The following is a 20,407-nucleotide window of genomic DNA, read 5'->3' on the forward strand; positions in this document are numbered from 1 at the left end:
GCGCCGCTGCTACGTAGCAAAATGCCCGCCAACTGGATATTCGTCCCTCGCCTCACCCGCGCACGGCTCCGCCAAGCTGGCGGCGCGCCCGGGCATGACGGTTCTCCGGCACCGGCAGGCCGAGGCTGTCGCGCAGCGTCGACCCTTCATAGTCCTCACGGAACAGCCCGCGCCGGCGCAGCTCCGGCACCACCAGCTCGGTGAAGTCCTCCAGCGCCGCCGGCAGCGTCGGGCACATCACGATGAAGCCGTCGGCAGCACGGCCCTGGAACCACTCCTCCATGAAATCGGCCACCACCGCCGGCGTGCCGGTGATGCCGTTGCCGGTGTGCTTCTCGCTGAACAGCTTGATCAGCTCGCCCACCGTGTGGCCCTTCATCACGAAGTCGGTCAGCTCGTCGAACAGCGCCTTGGAACCCTTGGGCGCCGCCGGCAGCCGGTCCTTCGGGAAGGGCTCGTCGAGCGGCACGCCGGAGAGATCGGCCTCGAGGAACTCGGCCAGCATCGCCCGGCCGACATCGGGGTGCATCTTGCCGGCGAGATACTCCACCTTCTCGCGCGCCTCCGCCTCGGTGCGCCCGACATTGATCACCACGCCCGGCATCACCTTCAGCTCGTCGGGATGGCGGCCGAACGCGCCCATCCGGTCCTTCAGCGTCGCGTAGAAATCCTGGCTGCGCTTGAGGTTGGAGGCCAGCGAGAACACCACTTCCGCCGTCTCGGCGGCGAGCTCGATGCCCGCCTCCGAGCCGCCGGCCTGGGCGATCACCGGCCGGCCCTGCGGGCTGGCTGCGATGTTCAGCGGCCCGCGCACCTGGAAGTGCTTGCCCTTGTGGTTGAGCGTATGGAGCTTGTCCTTGTCGTAATAGACGCCGGTCTCGCGATCGAGCTTCAGCGCGTCCGGCTCGTAGCTGTCCCACAGCCCGAACACCACGTCGACGAACTCCTTGCCGCGCTCGTAGCGCAGCGCGTGCGGATCGAGCCCCTCGCGGTTGAAATTGTAGCCGGTCTCGTCATGGTCGGAGGTGACGACGTTCCAGCAGGCCCGCCCGCCCGACAGATGGTCGATGGAGGCGAAGATGCGGGCAAGGTTGAACGGCTCGTAATAGGAGGTCGAGGCGGTGGCGACGAGGCCGAGCTTCGAGGTGGAGACCGCCAGCGCCGAGAGCAGCGACAAGGGCTCGAAACGGTTCATCTTGGTCGGGAGGCGGCACAGCGCCTCCGGGTCGCCAATGGCGGCGGCGGGCGAATCCGCCATGAACATGAAGTCGAACTTCGCCGCTTCCGAGATCTGCGCCACCTTGAGCAGATGGCGGAAATCGTTGGCTCCGTTGACGTCGCTACCGGGATGCAACCAGCCGGCCGGGTTGTAGCCGAAGGTGTAGACGAAGGTCCCGAGCTTCAACTTGTCCGAACGCGCCATGCCGGCCACCTCCCTGTGTGCCGCCATCTTATTTGTATAGACGTATTTGTCGAGATTGCAGGCGCCTTCCCCACAACCGCGCATCGGCCGGCTCCGCTCGCCGCGCCCCCCGGCGGCCGGGCGCGCCAGAAGAACCGGCGCGCTGCGATAGCATGCCGGCGCCCGGCGCTGGAAGTCGGGGTGTTTGCGCGACCACCCACGCCGGAAACGCAAAAGGGCGGCCCGGAGCCGCCCTCTCGCATCATCTCGGATATTGCGGGCGCCGGCCCCGTTCAGATCAGCTCGCCGAGTTTTGCGAGGCGCGCCTTCTCCACCGCGCGGGCGGCGAGCGCCTCGTCCAGCGTGACCGACTGGAAGCGCACCGGCTGGTGCGGCTGCAATTGGCCGATCAGGTCCATATCGGCGGAGATCACCGTGCCGATCATGAAATAGCCGCCGCCCGACACCGCGTCGCGATGCAGCACGATCGGCTCGGTGCCGCCCGGCACCTGGATCGAGCCATAGGGATAGCAGCTGTCGACGATGTTGGACGGGTCGGAGCCGGCGCCGAAGGGCTGCTGGCGGGGCACGAAGTCGAGCTTCTTGCCGCCGCGGAAGCGGTAGCCGATGCGGTCCGCCTCCGGCGCCACCTTCCAGGTGTCCTCGAAGAAGCCGGCCTGCGCCTCTTCGGTGATGCGATGCCAGTAGAGGCCGGGCACTACCCGGATCTCCACCCCACTCTCCTGCGCAGGGCGCCGGCCTTCCTTCGGCAGGCTCGCGCCCTCGCGGCCGGTACCGGTCGGGGCGCCGAGCGGCACCACGTCGCCGGCCTTCAGCGCCCGGCCCTCGAAGCCGCCCAGCGCGCCGAGTGCGTAGGTGGAGCGCGAGCCCAGCACTTCCGGCACGTCGATACCGCCGGCAATGGCGATATAGGCGCGGGCGCCGCCCTTGAGGAAGGCGAAGGACAGCACCTGCCCGGCCTTCACCGCGAAGGCGCTCCATAGCGGCTGCTCGACGCCGTCGAGCTTTGGCGGCAGCTCGGCGCCGGTGATCGCCACCAGTGCGTCGGCAGAAAAGCGCAGCTCCGGGCCGAGGAACACCGCCTCCAGCCCGGCGGCGCCGTCCGGGTTGCCGACCAGCCGGTTGGCGGCGATCAGCGCGAAGCGGTCCATGGCGCCGGAAAGCGGCAGGCCGAGATGGTAGTAGCCGGGACGGCCGAGGTCCTGCACGGTGGTGGCGAGGCCGGGCTTGACGACCTCGAAGGAGCGCTCAGCCATTGAGGGCCTCCAGCAGCTTGGCGTTGGTGCCGGCGGGATCGGCGGTGAAGGCGTCGAGCGAGAACGTCACCGGCACGATCTTCGGCACGAAGGTGCCGGCCTCGATCGCCGCGACGGTGGCGTCGTATTCCTCGCGCTCGATGGGTCGGAACTTCAGGATGTCGCCTGGGCGGAAGATCATCAGTTTCTTGAGATAGCTGATCTTTCCCGCCGGGTCGTAGATCGGCATCGGGGTGACGCCGAACATCTGGTAGCCGCCGGCGCCGCGCACCGAATAGATGCAGCCGAAGCAGCCGCCATGGCCGATGGTCAGGCGCGGCGTGTCGGTGCGCGGGCGAAGATATTTCGGTACCTCGATCTGCTTGTCGCGCTCCACCAGCTGGTAGGTGAAGGGCAGGCCGGCGACGAAGCCGACCATCGAGACGAACCACGGCGAGGCGGCGTGCGCGGCGATGAAGCTGGCGACGTCCGGGTAGTTGTTCACCCGCGCGGCATATTCGAGGTCGGTGGCGTCCGGGTCCTGGTGGCGCTCGCGGAAGCGCATCAGCGTCTCGCGCGTCCACGGATCGTCATAAAGTACGGGAATCTCGATGATCCGGGTCTCGATGGTCTTCTCGGCGCTCTCGGCCGCCGCCTCGAAGCCCTTCAGCCTGTCCATCAGCACCTGCGGCGCGATCACGTCCGGGTCGAACTTGATCTGGAACGAGGCGTTGGCAGGGCAGATCTCGGTGACGCCGGCGATGTCCGCCTCGCGCACCGCGGTGGTCATGGACAGGCTCTTGAAGAAGGCCTCCAGCGACATTTCCTCGTCGACCTCGACGAAGATGTGCTCGTCGCCGCCGAATGAATAGCGCGTCTGCATTCCGGGCGGTCCTCAGGCTGATGTGGCGGGTACGGGCGAAACGGGAGCGACGAGAGGCGTGGCGGCCAGCCACTCCTCCAGCCAGCGCGTATGCACGGCGCCGGCCAGCACCGCCGGATCGGCGGCGAGCGCGCGGTGCAGCGGCGCGGTGGTTGGCAGCCCCTCGACCTTGAGTTCGCCGAGCGCGCGGTCGAGCCTGACGATCGCCGCCGCGCGGGTCTCGTCATGGGCGATCAGCTTGCCGAGCAGCGAATCGTAGAAGGGCGGCACCGTGTAGCCGGCATAGAGCAGCGTATCGAAGCGCACACCGAAGCCGCCGGGCAGGGTCAGCCCCGTCACCGTGCCGGGGGACGGACGGAAATCCGCCGTCGGGTCCTCGGCGCAGATGCGCGCCTCCACCGCATGGCCGCGCAGCACGATGTCCTCCTGCCGTAGCGCCAGAGGTTCGCCCATGGCGATGCGGATCATCGCCCGCACCAGGTCGATGCCGGTCACCATCTCCGTCACCGGGTGCTCCACCTGGATGCGGGTGTTCATCTCGATGAAGAAGAACTCGCCGGTGACGTCGTCGAACAGATATTCCAGCGTGCCGGCGCCGCGATAGCCGACGCGTTCGGCCAGCCGCACCGCCGAGGCGCACAATTCCGCCCGTTGCTCATTCGTCAGGCAGGCGGCTGGCGCCTCCTCCCACACCTTCTGGCGGCGGCGCTGCAGCGAGCATTCGCGCTCGAACAGGTGCACCGCCCGCTCGCCGTCGCCGAGCACCTGCACCTCGATGTGGCGGGCGCGGCCGATGAAGCGCTCGAGATAGAGCCCGCCATCGCCGAAGGCGGCGCGGGCCTCGCCGCTCGCCTGCGGGAACAGCGTCGCGAGTTCGGCCTCGTCGCGGGCGACGCGGATGCCGCGCCCGCCGCCGCCGGCGGCCGCCTTGATCATCACCGGATAGCCGATGCGCGCCGCCTCGACCCTGGCGGTGTCGAGGTCGGCGACCACCCCCTCGGTGCCCGGCACGGTCGGCACGCCCGCCGCCTGCGCCTCCTGGCGGGCGCGGGCCTTGTCGCCCATCTGGCGGATGGTCTCCGGCTTCGGCCCGATGAAGACCAGGCCCGCCGCCTCCACCATCTCGGCGAATTCGGCATTCTCCGATAGGAAACCGTAGCCGGGATGCACGGCGTCGCAGCCCGCCTCCAGCGCCGCGCGCACCACCGCTTCCTTGTTGAGGTAGGACTTGGTGGCATGCGCCGGGCCGACCAGCGCCGTGGCGTCGGCCAGCCGCGCCGCCAGCATGTCGCCATCGGCGGCGCTCACCGCCTGCACGGTGCGCAGCCCCAGCTCGCGGGCGGCGCGGATCACCCGCACGGCGATCTCGCCGCGGTTGGCGATGAAGATCGACGTCACGCCCATGGTCAGGCGTCGAGGTCGTAGAGCGGCTGGCCGGCCATCACGGCGTCCTCGTTCTCCACATGGAAGGCGAGAAGCGTGCCGGCCTCCTCGGCCACCACCGGGGTGAACGACTTCATCACCTCGATCAGCCCGATGGTGTCGCCCACCGCCACCGCGTCGCCTTCCGATTTGAAGGGGGGCTCACCGGGGGCGGAGGACCGGTAGAAGGTGCCCGGAAGCGGTGCCTGTATCGTCTTCGCCATCACATGCCGTCCATCGAAGCTGCGGTCAAAAGCAGCGGGAAGAGTTGCAAAAGACGTTGCGGTCGAGAAATAGCATTAAGGAATTCGGGACATCAGAAAATCAGATAGCATGGTTGCGCGCTACCCGCCGGCCGCCCGCCCGAGGACCCGATGTCGATTTCGTTGAAGCAGATCCGCTATTTCGTCGCCGCCGCCGAGACCGGGCGGATCAGCCAGGCGGCGGTGGAGCTCAACGTGTCGCAATCGGCCGTCACCGCCGCCATCCAGCAATTGGAGGCGATGCTGGGCGCCCGGCTGCTCGACCGCACCCCCACCGGGGTCAGCGTCACACTGGAGGGCAGCCGCTTCCTGTTGCAGGGCCGGCAGATCCTCACCCAGGTGGCGGAGGCGGTGCGCGACGCCCGCCATTCCACCACGCGCATCGCCGGCACGGTACGGGTCGGCATCACCTATACGGTGTCCGGGTACTTTCTGCCGCGCCACCATATCCGCTTCCGCTCGAGCTTTCCCGGCATCACCGTCGAATTGTTCGAGGCGCCGCGCTCGGTGGTGGAGCAGGCGCTGGTCGACGGCGCGCTCGACGTCGCGGTGCTGCTGGTGTCGAACCTCAAGGACATCGACAACCTCGCCAGCCAGTTGCTGCTGCGCTCGGCGCGCCGGCTGTGGCTGGCGCCCTCGCACCCGCTCACCCGGCCGGAGCGGGTGCGGCTCGCCGACGTCGCGGCCTATCCCTATGTCATGCTCACCGTGGACGAGGCCAAGCACACCGCCCTGCGCTACTGGTCGACGCTGGGGCTCAGGCCCAACGCCGCCTTCCGCACCTCCTCGGTGGAGGCGGTGCGCTCCATGGTCGGCGGCGGCATGGGTGTCACCATCCTGTCGGACCTCGTCTACCGGCCCTGGTCTCTGGAAGGCCAGCGCATCGAGCTGCGCGAGCTGGCCGACGACATCCCCAGCATGGATGTCGGCCTCGCCTGGCGGCGCGACGCCGTCTTCACCCCGGCAACCCAGGCCTTTTGCGATTTCCTGCGCTTCGCGGTGGCCGGCGACAGCGGCGGGCGCGAGGAAAGCCGCGCCGCGGCGCAGGACATCGAAAATTGAGATATCGGCTTCCGCTTAATACGATTTGACGCCCGCCGCCCCGCTTGGCCACGCTCCCCACCCGTTGAAGGTCCATGAGGGAGCACGGCAATGGGCGTCGTCATCAATTGCGACATGGGCGAGGGTTACGGCCTGTATCGCTGCGGCGACGATGCCGGCATCATGCCGCATATCGACATCGGCAACGTCGCCTGCGGTTTCCACGCCGCCGACCCGGTGGTGATGCGCGAGACGGTGCGCCTCGCCGCCGCACATGGGGTGGCGGTCGGCGCCCACCCCTCCTTCCCGGACCTCCAGGGCTTCGGCCGCCGCGACATGGCGATGGGGCGCGAGGAGCTCGCCGCCTGCGTACTCTACCAGATCGGCGCGCTGAAGGGCTTCCTCGACGCCGCCGGGCTGAAGCTCAATCATCTGAAGCCGCATGGCGCCCTCTATGGCGCGGCGATGCGGCGGGAAGAGGTGGCGCAGGCCATCGCCGACGCCGCCACGGTCTACGGCCTGCCGGTGATCGGCATGGCCGGCACGCTGCACGAGGAGGTCTATGTCGCCCGCGGCCTCGCCTTCGTGTCGGAATATTACGCCGATCTCGACTACGATCCCTCGGGCGCGCTGATCATCACCCGCGAGCACCCGGCCCGCGATCCCGTCGAGGCGGCGCGCCGGGCGGTGCGGATGCTGAGCGAGGGCAAGGCCACCACCATAGACGGGCGCGACTTCGACCTGAAGGCGGAGACCATCTGCATCCATTCCGACACCCCGAACGCCGTCGAGCTGGCGCGGGTCCTGCAGGAGGCGGTGCGGCCCTGGCAGGGCTGACCGCCGGCGGGCGCCTCCGCGCGGTTGCCTTGGAACCGCGACGGGAGGACTGTTCCGCCGATGCCGTGACGAGGATGAAGCGGCGAGGACAAAGAGACAAGCTGCGAGACGTGCCCACAGACCCGTCCCGGCGCCGCGCCCCCAGCGGCCGCGCCGGTCCCGGGGGCGCCGCGAGGCCGCCCCGCCTGGATCGAAGGAGCGTGACATGCGTGCCAGCTATTCGACCAATCAGGTGGCGCCGGCCCAGCGGCGGCAATTCTGGCAGGACGCCGTCTCGAAGACCTATTTCCCGCTCGACCTGCGCTTCGGCGCCGGCAGCGAGTTCGCCGGCAGCCTCGGCGCCTGGTCGCTCGGCCCGGTCGCGGTGTCGCGCAATGTCTCGGACGGCCTGCTCTACCGCCGCCACCAGCGTCACCTCGTCGCGGAACGCGAGGAATCCTATCTCATCACCGTGCCCGAACTCGCCGAGATCCGCTTCGAGCAGGATGGCCGGCTGGTGCAATGCCGCCCCGGCGCCTTCCTCATCGAGCGCAGCCACCTGCCCTATGAGTTTAGCCACCGCGATCCCTCGGCGCTGTGGGTGCTGAAGGTGCCGAGCGCGGTGCTGCGCGCCCGCATCGCCCGGCCGGAGCGGCTCGCCACGCTGCAATTCGACGCCAGCCGCTCGGTCGGCGCCCTGTTCGTCGACATGCTCAGGCTTACCGGCGCGCGCATCGACGAGATGGACGAGCCGGCGCGCGCCCTGATGGGCAAGCAGCTCATCGACCTCCTCGCCATGGCGATCGAGGCGGACGAGCGGGTGCTGGCCGGCAATTCCTCCTCGGTGCGCAACGCGCATCTGCACCGCTGCGAGCACTTCATCCGCGCCCGGCTCGGCGATGTCCGGCTCTCGCCGCAGGCGGTGGCGGAGGGTTGCGGCATCTCGGTGCGCTACCTGCACCAGATCTTCGAAGCCGAAGGTATTACCGTCTGCGCCTATATACGCAACCAAAGGTTGCTCGCCTGCGAGACGATGTTGCGCGATCCTCTCTGCCGCAAGTCGATCTCCGAGATCGCCTATGAATGGGGCTTCGGCGACCAGGCCCAGTTCAGCCGCAACTACCGCGTCCGTTTCGGCTGCACGCCGAGCGAGGCGCGCTCCGCCTCCCGTTCCCCCGCGAGCTGATCGCGGGGGGTTCTCCCCGCCCCAGGGTATTCCGCCTCAAGGTTCCCAGCATGTCCGCCAATTCGCTCCACAGTCTGGACGTGGCCCACCACCTCCATCCCGTCACCAATCTGCGCCGGCACGAGCGCCAGGGCCCGATCGTCATCGATCGCGGCGACGGCATCTACGTCTATGACGACGAGGGCCGCGAATATATCGAGGCCATGGCCGGGCTGTGGAGCGTCGGCGTCGGCTTCGGCGAGCCGCGCCTCGTCGAGGCGGCCACCCGGCAGCTCTCCAAGCTGCCCTACTACCATGTGTTCTCGCAGAAGGCGCACGCGCCGTCGGCGCTGCTCGCCGCCAAGCTGATCGAGCTGGCCCCGGCCGGGCTCAGCCACGTCTTCTTCACCAATTCCGGCGCCGAGGCCAACGACAGCGTCATCAAGTTCGTCTGGTACTACAACAACGCGCTCGGCCGCACCGAGAAGAAGAAGTTCATCTCCCGCGAGGGCGCCTATCACGGCATCACCATCGCGGCGGGCAGCCTCACCGGCCTCGCCGGCAACCAGAAGGGCTTCGACCTGCCGCTGTCCTTCGCCCGCCACGTCTCGCGCCCGCACTACTACCGCAATGCCCTGCCGGGCGAGAGCGAGGCGGAGTTCGTCGAGCGCCTCGGCAAGGAGCTCGAGGACACCATCCTCGCCGAGGGGCCGGAGACGGTCGCCGCCTTCATCGGCGAGCCGCTGATGGGCGCCGGCGGCGTCATCGTGCCGCCCAAGGGCTACTGGCAGAAGGTGCAGGAGATCTGCCGCAAGTACGACGTGCTGGTGATCGCCGACGAGGTGATCAACGGCTTCGGCCGGCTCGGCACCATGTTCGGCTCGGAGACGCTCGGCATCCAGCCGGACATCCTGGTGTGTTCGAAGCAGATCACCTCCTCCTACCAGCCGCTCGCCGCCGTGCTGATCAAGGACGAGATCTACCAGGTGATCGCCGACCAGTCGGAGAAGCTCGGCGTGCTCGGCCACGGCTACACCACCGGCGCCCATCCGGTCGCCACCGCGGTGGCGCTGGAGAACCTCGCCATCATCGAGGAGCGCGGCCTCGTCGCCCGCGCCGCCGCCATGGGCGAGTACATGCGCGCCGGCCTCGCCCGCTTCGCCGATCACCCGCTGGTGGGCGAGGTGCGCGGCATGGGCCTGATCGCCGCCGTCGAGCTGGTGGCCGACAAGGCCACCAAGGCGCGCTTCGATCCGGTCGGCAAGGTCGGCCTCAAGCTGTTCGACCGCGCCCATGACCACGGGCTGATCATCCGCGCCATCGGCGATTCCATCGCCTTCTGCCCGCCGATGATCATCACCGAGGAGCAGATCGACGAGATGCTGCGCCGGTTCAAGATCACGCTGGACGAGGTCACCGACTGGGTGAATGCCGGCATGCCGGACGCCTGAATCTCCGCTTCTCTCCGAGAGACGACTGGTCCCGCCCCGGCTTCCGGGGCGGGATTTTCTTTGCCGGTGCCGGCCCGCCCGGAGTCGGGACAGGGCTGCTGACCATTTTGCGGGCACTCCCGCGGCAAGCCCAGAAATCGGGCCGAGAATGCTCTCAGACACAAATCTTCCTGCACGGAGCGTCAAGAGCGCTGTCACAAAACCACGTTTAATCCTTCCCGACACCTCCGACATCGCCTCCCCCGCCGCCCTGCCGCGACGACCGGATTCCCTCCGGCCGGCCCCGGCGCCTGCGCGGCCGGGAGCGGGCGGCGCCGGTCCAGGACAAGGAAGCGCAGCCCGTGCAGAATCTCCGCGTGGCCGTCGATGTGGGCGGCACCTTCACCGACATCTGCATCATGGACGAGGCCAGCGGCCTCATCCGCATCGAGAAGACCTCCTCCACCCGCGATCCCATCGACGGCATCCTCAGCGGCGTCGAGAAGGCCGGCATCGACCTCTCCAGGGTGGCGCTGTTCTCCCACGGCACCACGGTGGCCACCAACGCGCTGATCACCCGGCGGCTGCCGCGCACCGCCGTGGTCTCCACCAAGGGCTTCCGCGACGTGATCGAGATCCGCCGCGCCAACAAGGAAGATCTGTGGGACGTCTACAAGGACGTGGTGCCGCCCTATGTGCCGCGCCGCGACCGGCTCACCGTGCCCGAGCGCATCGATTCCACCGGCCGCGTCGTCGAGGCGCTGGACGAGGACGCCGCCCGCGAGGTGGCCCGCATCCTGAAGAAACGCGGCGTCGCCGCCGTCGCGGTGTGCTTCATGAATGCCTATCTCAACGGCGCCAATGAGCGGCGCATGCGCGAGATCCTCAAGGAGGCGATGCCGGACATCCCGGTGTCGATCTCCTCGCAGGTGCTGCCGGAGATCTTCGAGCACGAGCGCTTCTCCACCACGGTGGCCAACGCGGTGGTGAGCCCGGTGGTGGTCGACTACACCACGCGGCTCGGCGACCGGCTGGCGGAGGGCGGCTACACCCGCGACCTGCTGCTGCTGCACACAGGCGGCGGGGTGATGACCCCGGCGAGCGTCAAGGACTTCGCCGCCCGCCTCGCCGGCTCGGGCATCGCCGCCGGCGCCATCGCCAGCCGCACCATCGCCTCGCTGTGCGGCTTCCCCAATTCCATCGGCCTCGACATGGGCGGCACCTCCACCGACGTGTCGCTGGCCTATGAGGGCCAGTCGCGCGTCACCAAGGACTGGCACATCGAGTTCGGCTACCCGATCCGCTTCGCCTCCATCGAGGTGCTGACCATCGGCGCCGGCGGCGGCTCGCTCGCCTGGACCGATCCCGCCGGCGGCCTGCGCAACGGCCCGCAATCGGCCGGCGCCTATCCCGGCCCGGCCTGCTACGGCAACGGCAACCTGCAGCCCACCAACACCGACGCCAACGTCACCCTCGGCCGGCTCGGCACCTCGCTGGCCGGCGGCAAGGTGACGCTGGATCCCGCGCTCGCCCGCCAGGCGGTCGAGGAAGGCGTGGCCCAGCCCTTCGGCCTCGGCCTGCACGAGGCGGCCGACGCCATCCTCAAGGTCGCCAACGCCAACATGTCGGATGCGGTGCGGCTGATCTCCATCTCGCGCGGCTACGACCCGCGCGACTTCGCCCTCGTCGCCTTCGGCGGCGCCGGGGCGCTGCACGGGGTAGACGTCGCCCGCGAGCTCGCCATCCCGGTGGTGATCGTGCCGCCCAATCCCGGCGTCACCTCGGCGCTCGGCTGCCTGCTGGTCGACATGCAGCACGACTTCTCGCAGAGCTGCATGGTCGGCGCCGACGAGGCCGACCCGGCAGAGATCGAGGCGCTGTTCGCCGAGTTGGAGACGGAAGCGCTGGCCCGCCTCGCCCATGAGGGCGTCACTGAGGCCGACATCGTGCTGCAGCGCTCCATCGACATGATGTATCGCGGCCAGTGGCGCTCGATGGCGGTCAACGCCCCGCGCCCGATCGGCGCCATCGCCGACCTGGTCGCCAGCTTCCACGCCGAGCACCAGCGCGAATATAATTTCCGTCGCGACGACGCGCCGGTGAGCTTCTTTCGCCTGAACCTCAAGGCCATCGGCATAGTGCCCAAGGCCGAGCTCGCCGTGCACGCCCCGACCGGCGCCACCCCCGAGCCGGCCTCCCGCCGCCGGGTGTGGTTCGACGGCGAGGGCCTCGACACCCCCGTTTATGCCCGCGACGACCTGCCCTGCGGCTTCTCCTTCGAAGGCCCGGCGATCGTCGAGCAGCTGGATTCCACCACCGTCGTGCCACCCGGCGCCCGCGCCGAGGTCGACAGGTTCCTCAACATCGTCATCCGCGTGAAGGGCTGAGACCGATGGCCGAGCTCGACCCCGTGACCTTCGAGGTCCTCAAGAACTCCTTCATCACCAGCGTCGACCAGATGGGCGAGCAGATCCTGCGGACCTGCTATTCCTTCGTGATCTACAATCACGACTTCTCCAGCGCCCTGCACGATGCCAATGGCGAATGCGCCGCCCAGGGCAATGCCGACATCGCCGTCCATGTCGGCACGCTGCATTTCACCTGCAAGGAGGTGATGCGCCACTTCGAGGGCGACATGCATGAGGGCGACGTCTACGCCATCAACGACCCCTATGCCGGCGGCACGCATTTCTCCGACGTCCGCCTGATCCGCCCGGTCTTCGCCGACGGCAAGATCATCGCCTTCGCCCAGTCAAACGGCCACTGGTCGGATGTCGGCGGCTCGGTGCCGGGCTCCTTCGACGTCTCGGCCAAGGAGATGTTCAAGGAAGGCCTGCGCATCACCCCGGTGCGGCTGTTCGACAAGGGCCGCTTCTGCAAGGACGTCGCCCATCTCATCGCCTCCAACACCCGCGACCCCGCCTCGATCATCGGCGACATCCAGGCGCAGGCGCAGGCCACCGCGGTGTGCGAGCGCGAGATCCATCGCCTGGTCGGCAAATATGGCCGCGACACGGTGGAGACCGGACTGTCCGCGGTGCAGGACTATGTCGAGCGCTCCGCCCGCGCCCGCATCGCTGCGCTGCCGGACGGCGAATGGGAGACCGTCGACTTCATCGACCGCGATCCCGCCGGCGGCGAGGGCATGATCCCCATCCGCATCAAGCTGACCATCAAGGGCGACAAGGCGATCTACGACTTCACCGGCTCGCACCCGGTGATCGGCTCGATCTACAATTCCGCCTTCGGCACCACCTTCTCGGCGGTGGCGGCGGGGATGAAGACCTTCTTCCCCGATCTGCCGCTCAATTCCGGCTTCTACCGCTGCTTCGAGATCGTCGTCCCCGAGGGCTCGATCGTCGACGCCCAATGGCCGATCGCCGTCACCGGCTTCCTGATGCCGTTCGAGAAGATCATGAACGCCATCTACGAGATGTGGTCGAAGCTGATGCCGGAGCGGGCGCTCGCCTGCGCCTTCAACCTCGAATACCTGCTCACCGGCGGCCGTGACGCCCGCACCCCGGACAAGCCGATCTTCATGTTCTACGACTGGCTGCCCGGCGGCTGGGGCGGGCGCAACGGTCGCGACGGCGCCAACGTCACCACCGCCTGCTTCGGCACCGGCATGATGGCCCAGCCGGTGGAGGGGCAGGAGCGCGCCAACCCGATCCTCACCACCGAGTGCGAGATCCTGCGTGACTCACCCGGCCCCGGCAAATGGCGCGGCGGCGCCGGGGTGGTGAAGACCTCGGTGATGCTGGAGGCCGAGAAGACCGTCATCTCCTATATTTGCGACCGCGAGCGCGCGGTGGTGTGGGGCATCGAGGGCGGCCTGCCCTCCATGCCGCACGGCCTCACCCTGAAGCGCGCCGGCGCCAATGAGGAGGAGCGGCTCGGCTCGATCTTCTCCGACGTGCCGATCAGCGAGGGCGACGTGTTCTCGCGGCCCACCGCCGGTGGCGGCGGCTTCGGCGACCCGCTGGAACGCGATCCCGCTTTGGTACTGGAAGACGTCAAGGACGATTACGTCTCGGTCGAGCGCGCCGCCAAGGATTACGGCGTCGTCATCGAGACCCTCGACGCCGAGCTGTGCGACTACCGCATCGACGAGGCCGCCACGGCGGCGCGGCGCGAGGACATCCGTGCCCGCCGCGTCACCGAGGCCCGCCTCGACCCGGCGCTGGTCGCGGAGCGCTACCAGGCCGGCGAGATCGACGCCCTCGACGCCATCCGCCAGCATGCGGTGATCCTCGATTGGGGCACCGGCGAGCTGCTGCCGGAATCCACCCGCCAGTTCCGCGAGGTGTTCGAGCGCCGCTCGGTCGCCGGCTGGGCCGGCTGAACCACCTTCCGCGCCCGAGCGGCGCGCCGCAGTGCGTTCGGAGAGGGAGCGGCGAGGCAAGCCTGCCGCCTCCTCCCGCCAAAACCAACCAGAGGAAAGAAAGCCATGCCTGCGTTTCCCGCCTCCGCGCGCCCCGCGCGCAGATCCGTCCTCCCGCCGCTGACGCGCAGCGCCCTTGCCGGCGCCGCCCTTCTCGCCGTCGCCGCCGCCTCGCTCTCCCCCGCCGCGGCGCAGGAGAAGTGGTTCCCGATGAAGATCTACGACAGCTCCTCGGGCAAGCCGGTGGCGGCGGAATACACCCCGCTCCCCAAGGCCGAGAAGCCCTACAATATCTGCGTGCTGTTCCCGCACATGAAGGACAGCTTCTGGGTCGCGGTGGCCTATGGCGTGGTCAAGCAGGCCGAGGCCTCCAACGTCAACATGACCCTCTACGAGGCCGGCGGTTACGAGAACCTGCCCAAGCAACTCTCGCAGTTCGACGACTGCATGGCGGCCAAGGCCGACGCCATCATCGTCGGCGCCATTTCCGGCGCTGGCCTGATGAAGAAGTTCGAGGAGGCCAAGGCCAAGGGCATCCCGGTGGTCGGCGTCACCAATCCGCTGCCGCCCAACGCGCTGCCGGCCGCCAACTATGTCGACTTCACCGCCATGGGCGAAGTCACCGGCGAGGGCCTGCTCGCCCAGTCGAAGCCCGACGAGGAGCTCAACATCGTCACCTTCCCCGGCCCGGCGGGCTCGGGCTGGGCGGAAGCCTTCAATGACGGCTTCAAGAAGGCGGTGTCGAAGAACCCCAAGGCCAAGATCCTCGGCGAGAAATTCGGCGATTCCGGCGTCGCGGTGCAGCTGCAACTGATCCAGGACGCGCTACAGGCCTATCCGAACATGAACGTAATCTGGGGCAGCGCGCCCACCGCCGAGGCCGCCATCGGCGCCGTCGCCGAGGCCGGCCGCTCCGACATCAAGGTGATCTCCTCCTATGAAAACCAGGCGATGCTCGACGCGCTGAACCGCGGCGACATCCTCGCCTTCGCCACCCAGTACCCGGTCGGCGAGGGCGCCATCGCCATCGACCAGGCGATCCGGCTGATCGAGAAGAAGCCGGTGACCGCCCTCGTCCAGCCCATCGCGGCGGTGATCGACAAGACCACCGTGCCGAAGCTGCAGATGGATCTCGTGCTCGCCCCGGCGAGCTGGAGCCCGGTCTACTCCGTCAAGGCGAAGTAGGACCCCCACGGGCACCGCGTCGAGGATCCGTGCGCCCTCCCACGCACGGATCCTCGCGTGGCCCGGGAACGGCATCGGCCCGCCATGGGCGGCGGTCATTCGGTGGCCATCGCCTTTCTTGCCCTCTCCCCACCCCTCTCCCCGACGGGGAGAGGGAGAAGGGGCCGCTCTGGAGCAAAGCCGCGCCCGGCACGCGGGACGATGAAGGTGGCATGCCCCCTGCAACGAAGGAGGCCAAAGGAGACCATATGGACACCAGCACCGAGCTGGCGCGGCAGGCGCCCACCGCCGCCCCCCTGCTGGAACTGACCGGCATATCCAAGCGCTTCACCGGCGTGCGCGCCCTCGATCACGTCGACCTCGACGTGCGGGCGGGCGAATTGCATGTGCTGTTCGGCGAGAACGGCGCCGGCAAGTCGACGCTGATCAACGTCATCTCCGGCACCTTCCCGCCGGACGAGGGCACGTTCCGCTTCGATGGCGAGGAGATCCGCCACCTCTCGCCGCAGCGGGCGCGCGCCATCGGCATCAGTCCGGTGTTCCAGGAATTCTCGCTGGTGCCGAGCCTCACCGTGGAGGAAAACCTGTTCCTCGGGCGCGAGGTCTCCACCGGCGGCGTGCTGCGCGCCGGCGCGATGCGCAGGAAGGCCCGCGCGCTGATCGACGAGCTCGGCTTCGACCTCGATCCCGGCCGGCGGGTCGACGACCTCTCGCGCGCCCACCAGCAGATGGCGGAAATCGCCAAGGCCCTGCTCGGCAAGGTGCGCCTGCTCATCCTCGACGAGCCGACCGCCTCGCTCACCGAGCGCGAGACCGGCCGACTGTTCGAACTGATCGCCAAATTGAAGGCACAGGGCGTCGGCCTGATCTATGTCTCGCATCGCATGCGCGAGATCCGCGCGCTGGCCGACCGGGTGACGGTGCTGCGCGACGGCCGCCACATCCGCACCCTCGACGCCGCACGCGTCACCGATGGCGAGTTGGTCGAGCTGATGACCGGCCGCCGCATCGACGTGCTGTTCCCCGCCATCCCGCACGCCCCCGCCGAGGTGGCCGTCGATGTCGAGGACCTCACCCTCGCCGACGGTTCGGTGCGGGAGGTGAATTTCCATGCCCGCGCCGGCGAGATCACCGGCATTGCCGGGCTGGTCGGCTGCGGCAAGTCGGAGCTGGTCCGGGCGATCTACGGGCTGGAGCCGGTCGCCGCCGGCACGGTCCGCATCGACGGCACGCCCTATGACGCGCCGGCCCCGCGCGCCAGCCTGAAGCGCGGCATCGCCTATTTCCCCGCCAACCGGGTGGCGGAAGGCCTCGCCCTCTCCCGCCCCATCCGCGAGAACGCCTCGCTCACCGCGCTCGACCTGCCCGGCTTCGCCCGCTTCGGCCTGCTCAGGCAAGGCAGCGAGCGCGGCCTCGTCGCCGCCGCCATGGAGCGGCTCAAGCTGCGCCCGCCCGATATCGAGCGGCCGGCCGGCGCGCTCTCCGGCGGCAACCGCCAGAAGGTGATGCTCGGCCGGGCGCTGACCCGCGACCTCAAGGTCTTCCTGTTCGACGAACCGAGCGTCGGCATCGATGTCGGCGCCAAGCTCGAGGTCTACGAGTTCATGAAACAATTGGTGGAGGCGGGCGCGGCGGTGATCGTCGTCTCCTCGGAACTGCCGGAGGTGCTGGCGCTCTCCAACCGCCTCTATGTCATGCATCACGGCCGCATCGCCGCCGAGCTCGCCGGCAGCGAGAAGACCGAGCAGAACGTGCTCGCCTCCTTCTTCAAGGAGCATCTGGCGACGACGGAGGCGGCATGAACGCGCAAGCCTCGGTTCCCGGCGCCTCCGCGTCCCACGCCCCTGCCCTCGCCGCCCGCCCCGGCGTCGCCGCCTCCGCGCGCGGCTTCATCGGCCGTATCGGCTTCCTGCCGGCGCTGCTGGTGCTGGTGGTGGTCGGCATGGCGGCCGCCGATCCGCAATTCTACGGGCCGATCAACATCCTCAACATCCTGCGCAACGCCGCCTTCCTCACCATCGTCGCCTGCGGGCAGGCGCTGGTGATCATCGCCGGCGGCTTCGATCTGTCGGTCGGCGCGGTGGTGGCGCTGGCCAGCGTGGTGACGGCCAAGGCCATGGCCCTCACCGCGGCCGCCTTCCCCGGAAATGACGGGCTCGCTATCGCCGCCGGCGTCGCCGCCGGGCTCGGCAGCGGCGCGGCGGTGGGCGTCGTCAACGGCCTGTGCGTCGCCCGGCTGAAAGTGTCCGGCTTCGTGGTCACGCTCGGCACCATGTCGGCCACCGCCGGCATCGCCCTGATGATCACCTCGGGCATCCCGGTCTACGGCATGCCGCAGAGCTTCGTGCGCGATTTCGGCCGCGCGCAGTTCCTCGGCCTGCCGACCGCCATCTATGTGGCGCTCATCGTGCTGGCGGCGATGATCTTCGTGCAGCGCCGCACCTTGTTCGGCCGCTATGTCTACGCCATCGGCGGCAATGCCGAAGCCGCCATCGTCTCCGGCGTCGCAATCCGCCGGCATGTCGTCGGCACCTATGTGCTGTCGGGCGTGCTCGCCGCGCTCGCCGGCATCCTGCTCACCGCCCAGGTCGGCTCCGGGCAGGCGAGCTTCGGCGGCGACCGCATGATGCTGCAATCCATCGCCGCCGCCGTCATCGGCGGGGTCAGCCTGCGCGGCGGCATCGGGCGGGTGGAGATCGTCGCGGTCAGCGCGCTGTTCCTCACCATTCTCGGCAACGCCCTGAACCTGCTCCACATCGATTCGCGCCTGCAACCGGTGTTCCTCGGCGTCATCATGGTGGCGGCGGTGGCGCTGGACGAACTCGGCCGGCGGAGGAAAGCCCGTGTCTGACCTTTCCCCTTCCCTGCCCTCCGCCGCCGAACGGCGCGCCGCCGTCTCGGCCCTGCTGTGGCAGGCGGCGCTGCCGCTCGCCCTGGTGGCTCTGCTGCTCGGCTTCGCCCTGGTGGATTCCGCCGTGCTCAGCGCCGGCAACCTCGTCAACATCGCGCAGCAGGCGAGCTACCTGGCTCTGTTCGCCATGGCGCAGACGGTGGTGATCCTCACCCGCGGCTTCGATCTCGCGCTCGGGCCGACGGTGTCGATGGTCAGCGTCGGCGCCGCGCTCGCCATGGCGGCCGGCGTCGCCGCCGGACAGGGGTCGGGCACCATCCTGCTGATGGGGCTTGCCGCCGGCTTCGCGCTCGGCGCCGCCTGCGGCCTCTTCAACGGCGTGGTCATCGCCTATCTCGGGGTCAGCCCCTTCGTGGCGACGCTGGGCAGCTACAATATCGCCATCGGCATCGCCACCACCATTTCGGCCGGCCGGCCGGTGCAGGGCGTGCCGGACCTGTTCTCCTGGCTGCTCTATGGCGGCAGCCTGTTCGGCGTGCCCGCGGCGATCGTCATCGCGGTACTGGTCGGCATCGGGCTGCATCTGGTGCTCACCCGCACCGTCTATGGCCGCGCGCTCTACGTCATCGGCACCAATCCCCGCGCGGCGGCGGTGGCCGGCCTGCCGGTGAAGCGGCTCCTGGTCGCCACCTATGTGCTGTGCTCCTGCCTCGCGGCGCTGGGAGCGCTGATGATGACGGCGCGCACCGGCTCCGGCGAGCCCAACCTCGGCGGCTCGCTGTCGCTGCAGGCCATCGCCGCGGCGGTGGTGGGCGGCACCAGCCTCGCCGGCGGGCGCGGCGGGGTCGGCACGGCGGTGATCGGCGCGCTGTTCGTCACCATCCTGTCCAACGGCATGAACCTCGCCCGCATCGACGGCTATGTGCAGATGGTGGTGCTAGGCGCCATCGTCATCGCCGGCGTGGTGCTCGACCGGCTGCGGCTGGAGCGACGCTGATGACGGCCCCCTCGCTCTATCTCGCCCCCACCCTCGATGCCGCGCTCGACGCCCTCGCCGAGCGTGGAACGGAAGGCACGCCGCTCGCCGGCGGCACCTGGATCATGCGCGCGCCGATCCGCCATGAGCGGCTGCGGCCGGCCTATGTCGGCCTCGGCCGCATCGCCGAGCTGACCCGCATCGCGCCGGACGGCGACAAGCTGTCCATCGGCGCCGGCGCCACTCACGCCCAGCTCGCCGGCGCGCTTGCCGGCCGGGCCGGGCTGCGCGCGCTCGCCGACGCCGCCGGCCGCTCTGCCAATCCGGCGATACGCCGGGCCGCCACGCTCGGCGGCAATCTCTGCACCGCGGATTTTGCCGCCGCCGACCTGGTGCCGGCGCTGCTCTGCCTCGACGCCGAGGTGGAGATCCGCTCGCGTGACGGCTCGGAACGGCTGCCTCTGGAACGTTTCCTCGCCCTCCGCCCCTCGCTCGGGCCCGGCCGGCTGCTGACCCGCGTGCTGCTGCCGCCCGCCGGCGGCGCGAGCGCGCATGTGCGCCTGCCGCTGCGCAAGGCCGGCGACTATCCGACCGCCATCGTCAGCCTGTGGGCGGCGCGCGACGAGGCCGGCCACGTCACGCAGGCGCGCATCGCCGTCGGCGCGGTGGAAGCGGTCGCCCGGCGCTGGACCCGGCTGGAGGCCGCGCTCGCCGGGAGGCCGCTGGATGCCGGCGACGCGCACCGCCTCGCCACCGAGCTTGCCGACGACTTCACCGGCCGCGACAGCATCGAAGCCCCCGGCTGGTACCGCGTCGGCGTGCTGCCCGCCCTCATCCGGCGCGCCGTGGCGGCGCTGCACTGAACGAGAGGAGATCGTCATGGCCATCGAGATGACGGTGAATGGCGACGTCAGGCGCTCCATGGCCGAGCCGATGACGCCGCTGATCGACGTGTTGCGCGACGAGTTCCACCTTACCGGCGCCAAGCCGGTGTGCCGCGAAGGCTTTTGCGGCGCCTGCACCGTGCAGGTCGACGGCGCGCCCCTCGTCGCCTGCCTCACCCCGGCGGGACTGGCGGAAGGCTGCGAGATCCGCACCATCGAGGGCCTGTCTGCCGGCAACGGGCTCAATCCGCTGCAGGCCAAGCTCGCCGAGCACGACGCCGTGCAATGCGGCATGTGCTTTCCCGGCATGGTGGTCACGCTGACGCATTTCCTCGCCCACACCCCGCATCCGAGCCGCGACGAGGTCCGGGCGGCCCTTACCGGCAATGCCTGCCGCTGCACCGGCTATGAGCGCATCGTCGCCGCGGCGCTGGACGCCGCCGGCGGCTGAA

17 protein-coding genes are annotated in these 20,407 nt (G+C 69.4%); 12 read left to right on the forward strand and 5 right to left on the reverse strand.

What is annotated here, in order from left to right; translation table 11 throughout:
* Positions 1 to 52: 52 nt before the first annotated feature.
* The 5 genes from KHC19_RS14055 to KHC19_RS14075 form a co-directional block, all read right to left on the reverse strand.
* On the reverse strand, positions 53 to 1,423 hold the full coding sequence (locus KHC19_RS14055) for an LLM class flavin-dependent oxidoreductase (RefSeq protein ID WP_213352999.1): 1,371 nt from the start codon (positions 1,421 to 1,423) through the stop codon (positions 53 to 55).
* Positions 1,424 to 1,695: 272 nt separating this feature from the next.
* Positions 1,696 to 2,679, reverse strand: coding sequence for a 5-oxoprolinase subunit C family protein (locus tag KHC19_RS14060; RefSeq protein ID WP_213353000.1), 984 nt, complete (start codon positions 2,677 to 2,679; stop codon positions 1,696 to 1,698).
* On the reverse strand, positions 2,672 to 3,541 hold the full coding sequence (locus KHC19_RS14065) for a 5-oxoprolinase subunit B family protein (RefSeq protein ID WP_213353002.1): 870 nt from the start codon (positions 3,539 to 3,541) through the stop codon (positions 2,672 to 2,674). Before KHC19_RS14065 ends, KHC19_RS14060 begins: the two co-directional genes overlap by 8 nt.
* 12 nt (positions 3,542 to 3,553) lie before the next feature.
* A complete protein-coding gene (locus tag KHC19_RS14070) occupies positions 3,554 to 4,945 on the reverse strand; it encodes an acetyl-CoA carboxylase biotin carboxylase subunit (protein WP_213353003.1) in 1,392 nt (463 codons plus the stop codon).
* A gap of 2 nt (positions 4,946 to 4,947) precedes the next feature.
* Complete coding sequence (locus KHC19_RS14075; protein WP_213353005.1) at positions 4,948 to 5,187, reverse strand: acetyl-CoA carboxylase; 240 nt, start codon at positions 5,185 to 5,187, stop codon at positions 4,948 to 4,950.
* 150 nt (positions 5,188 to 5,337) lie between these two features.
* Between KHC19_RS14075 and KHC19_RS14080 the strand changes: the two genes are divergently transcribed.
* From KHC19_RS14080 to KHC19_RS14135, 12 genes are all read left to right on the forward strand, one after another.
* Positions 5,338 to 6,288 (forward strand): LysR family transcriptional regulator, encoded by a 951-nt coding sequence (locus KHC19_RS14080; RefSeq protein WP_213353007.1) that lies wholly within the window; start codon positions 5,338 to 5,340, stop codon positions 6,286 to 6,288.
* Positions 6,289 to 6,378: 90 nt separating this feature from the next.
* The gene (pxpA, locus tag KHC19_RS14085) at positions 6,379 to 7,104 is read left to right on the forward strand and encodes a 5-oxoprolinase subunit PxpA (RefSeq protein ID WP_213353009.1); all 726 of its coding nucleotides are present in this window, start codon (positions 6,379 to 6,381) and stop codon (positions 7,102 to 7,104) included.
* A gap of 205 nt (positions 7,105 to 7,309) precedes the next feature.
* Positions 7,310 to 8,269, forward strand: coding sequence for an AraC-like ligand-binding domain-containing protein (locus tag KHC19_RS14090; RefSeq protein ID WP_213353010.1), 960 nt, complete (start codon positions 7,310 to 7,312; stop codon positions 8,267 to 8,269).
* A 50-nt stretch (positions 8,270 to 8,319) separates the two neighbouring features.
* Positions 8,320 to 9,699, forward strand: a complete 1,380-nt coding sequence (locus tag KHC19_RS14095; RefSeq protein ID WP_213353011.1) for an aspartate aminotransferase family protein — start codon at positions 8,320 to 8,322, stop codon at positions 9,697 to 9,699.
* Between the two features lie 341 nt (positions 9,700 to 10,040).
* A complete protein-coding gene (locus tag KHC19_RS14100; protein ID WP_213353012.1) occupies positions 10,041 to 12,065 on the forward strand; it encodes a hydantoinase/oxoprolinase family protein in 2,025 nt (674 codons plus the stop codon).
* Between the two features lie 5 nt (positions 12,066 to 12,070).
* On the forward strand, positions 12,071 to 14,020 hold the full coding sequence (locus KHC19_RS14105) for a hydantoinase B/oxoprolinase family protein (protein WP_213353013.1): 1,950 nt from the start codon (positions 12,071 to 12,073) through the stop codon (positions 14,018 to 14,020).
* A 105-nt stretch (positions 14,021 to 14,125) separates the two neighbouring features.
* Entirely contained in the window at positions 14,126 to 15,244 is a 1,119-nt protein-coding gene (torT, locus tag KHC19_RS14110) for a TMAO reductase system periplasmic protein TorT (RefSeq protein ID WP_213353014.1), read from the forward strand.
* Between the two features lie 248 nt (positions 15,245 to 15,492).
* Entirely contained in the window at positions 15,493 to 17,046 is a 1,554-nt protein-coding gene (locus KHC19_RS14115; RefSeq protein ID WP_213353015.1) for a sugar ABC transporter ATP-binding protein, read from the forward strand.
* The gene (locus KHC19_RS14120; RefSeq protein ID WP_213353016.1) at positions 17,043 to 18,095 is read left to right on the forward strand and encodes an ABC transporter permease; all 1,053 of its coding nucleotides are present in this window, start codon (positions 17,043 to 17,045) and stop codon (positions 18,093 to 18,095) included. The genes KHC19_RS14115 and KHC19_RS14120 overlap by 4 nt, the downstream gene beginning before the upstream one ends.
* Positions 18,088 to 19,092, forward strand: coding sequence for an ABC transporter permease (locus tag KHC19_RS14125; RefSeq protein WP_213353017.1), 1,005 nt, complete (start codon positions 18,088 to 18,090; stop codon positions 19,090 to 19,092). Before KHC19_RS14120 ends, KHC19_RS14125 begins: the two co-directional genes overlap by 8 nt.
* Positions 19,092 to 19,934, forward strand: coding sequence for an FAD binding domain-containing protein (locus tag KHC19_RS14130; protein ID WP_213353018.1), 843 nt, complete (start codon positions 19,092 to 19,094; stop codon positions 19,932 to 19,934). The genes KHC19_RS14125 and KHC19_RS14130 overlap by 1 nt, the downstream gene beginning before the upstream one ends.
* A 16-nt stretch (positions 19,935 to 19,950) precedes the next feature.
* The gene (locus tag KHC19_RS14135) at positions 19,951 to 20,406 is read left to right on the forward strand and encodes a (2Fe-2S)-binding protein (RefSeq protein WP_213353019.1); all 456 of its coding nucleotides are present in this window, start codon (positions 19,951 to 19,953) and stop codon (positions 20,404 to 20,406) included.
* Position 20,407: the final 1 nt, after the last annotated feature.

It is taken from the genome of Ancylobacter oerskovii (genome assembly GCF_018390555.1).
In the GTDB taxonomy this organism is placed as follows: domain Bacteria; phylum Pseudomonadota; class Alphaproteobacteria; order Rhizobiales; family Xanthobacteraceae; genus Ancylobacter; species Ancylobacter oerskovii.

What these genes read in the sequence shown, in the direction of transcription:
- KHC19_RS14055 (WP_213352999.1), bottom strand. Translation starts at nt 1,423, where the DNA reads ATGGCGCGTTCGGACAAGTTGAAGCTCGGGACCTTCGTCTACACCTTC.
- KHC19_RS14060 (WP_213353000.1), bottom strand. Translation starts at nt 2,679, where the DNA reads ATGGCTGAGCGCTCCTTCGAGGTCGTCAAGCCCGGCCTCGCCACCACC.
- KHC19_RS14065 (WP_213353002.1), bottom strand. Translation starts at nt 3,541, where the DNA reads ATGCAGACGCGCTATTCATTCGGCGGCGACGAGCACATCTTCGTCGAG.
- KHC19_RS14070 (WP_213353003.1), bottom strand. Translation starts at nt 4,945, where the DNA reads ATGGGCGTGACGTCGATCTTCATCGCCAACCGCGGCGAGATCGCCGTG.
- KHC19_RS14075 (WP_213353005.1), bottom strand. Translation starts at nt 5,187, where the DNA reads ATGGCGAAGACGATACAGGCACCGCTTCCGGGCACCTTCTACCGGTCC.
- KHC19_RS14080 (WP_213353007.1), top strand. Translation starts at nt 5,338, where the DNA reads ATGTCGATTTCGTTGAAGCAGATCCGCTATTTCGTCGCCGCCGCCGAG.
- pxpA (WP_213353009.1), top strand. Translation starts at nt 6,379, where the DNA reads ATGGGCGTCGTCATCAATTGCGACATGGGCGAGGGTTACGGCCTGTAT.
- KHC19_RS14090 (WP_213353010.1), top strand. Translation starts at nt 7,310, where the DNA reads ATGCGTGCCAGCTATTCGACCAATCAGGTGGCGCCGGCCCAGCGGCGG.
- KHC19_RS14095 (WP_213353011.1), top strand. Translation starts at nt 8,320, where the DNA reads ATGTCCGCCAATTCGCTCCACAGTCTGGACGTGGCCCACCACCTCCAT.
- KHC19_RS14105 (WP_213353013.1), top strand. Translation starts at nt 12,071, where the DNA reads ATGGCCGAGCTCGACCCCGTGACCTTCGAGGTCCTCAAGAACTCCTTC.
- torT (WP_213353014.1), top strand. Translation starts at nt 14,126, where the DNA reads ATGCCTGCGTTTCCCGCCTCCGCGCGCCCCGCGCGCAGATCCGTCCTC.
- KHC19_RS14115 (WP_213353015.1), top strand. Translation starts at nt 15,493, where the DNA reads ATGGACACCAGCACCGAGCTGGCGCGGCAGGCGCCCACCGCCGCCCCC.
- KHC19_RS14120 (WP_213353016.1), top strand. Translation starts at nt 17,043, where the DNA reads ATGAACGCGCAAGCCTCGGTTCCCGGCGCCTCCGCGTCCCACGCCCCT.
- KHC19_RS14130 (WP_213353018.1), top strand. Translation starts at nt 19,092, where the DNA reads ATGACGGCCCCCTCGCTCTATCTCGCCCCCACCCTCGATGCCGCGCTC.
- KHC19_RS14135 (WP_213353019.1), top strand. Translation starts at nt 19,951, where the DNA reads ATGGCCATCGAGATGACGGTGAATGGCGACGTCAGGCGCTCCATGGCC.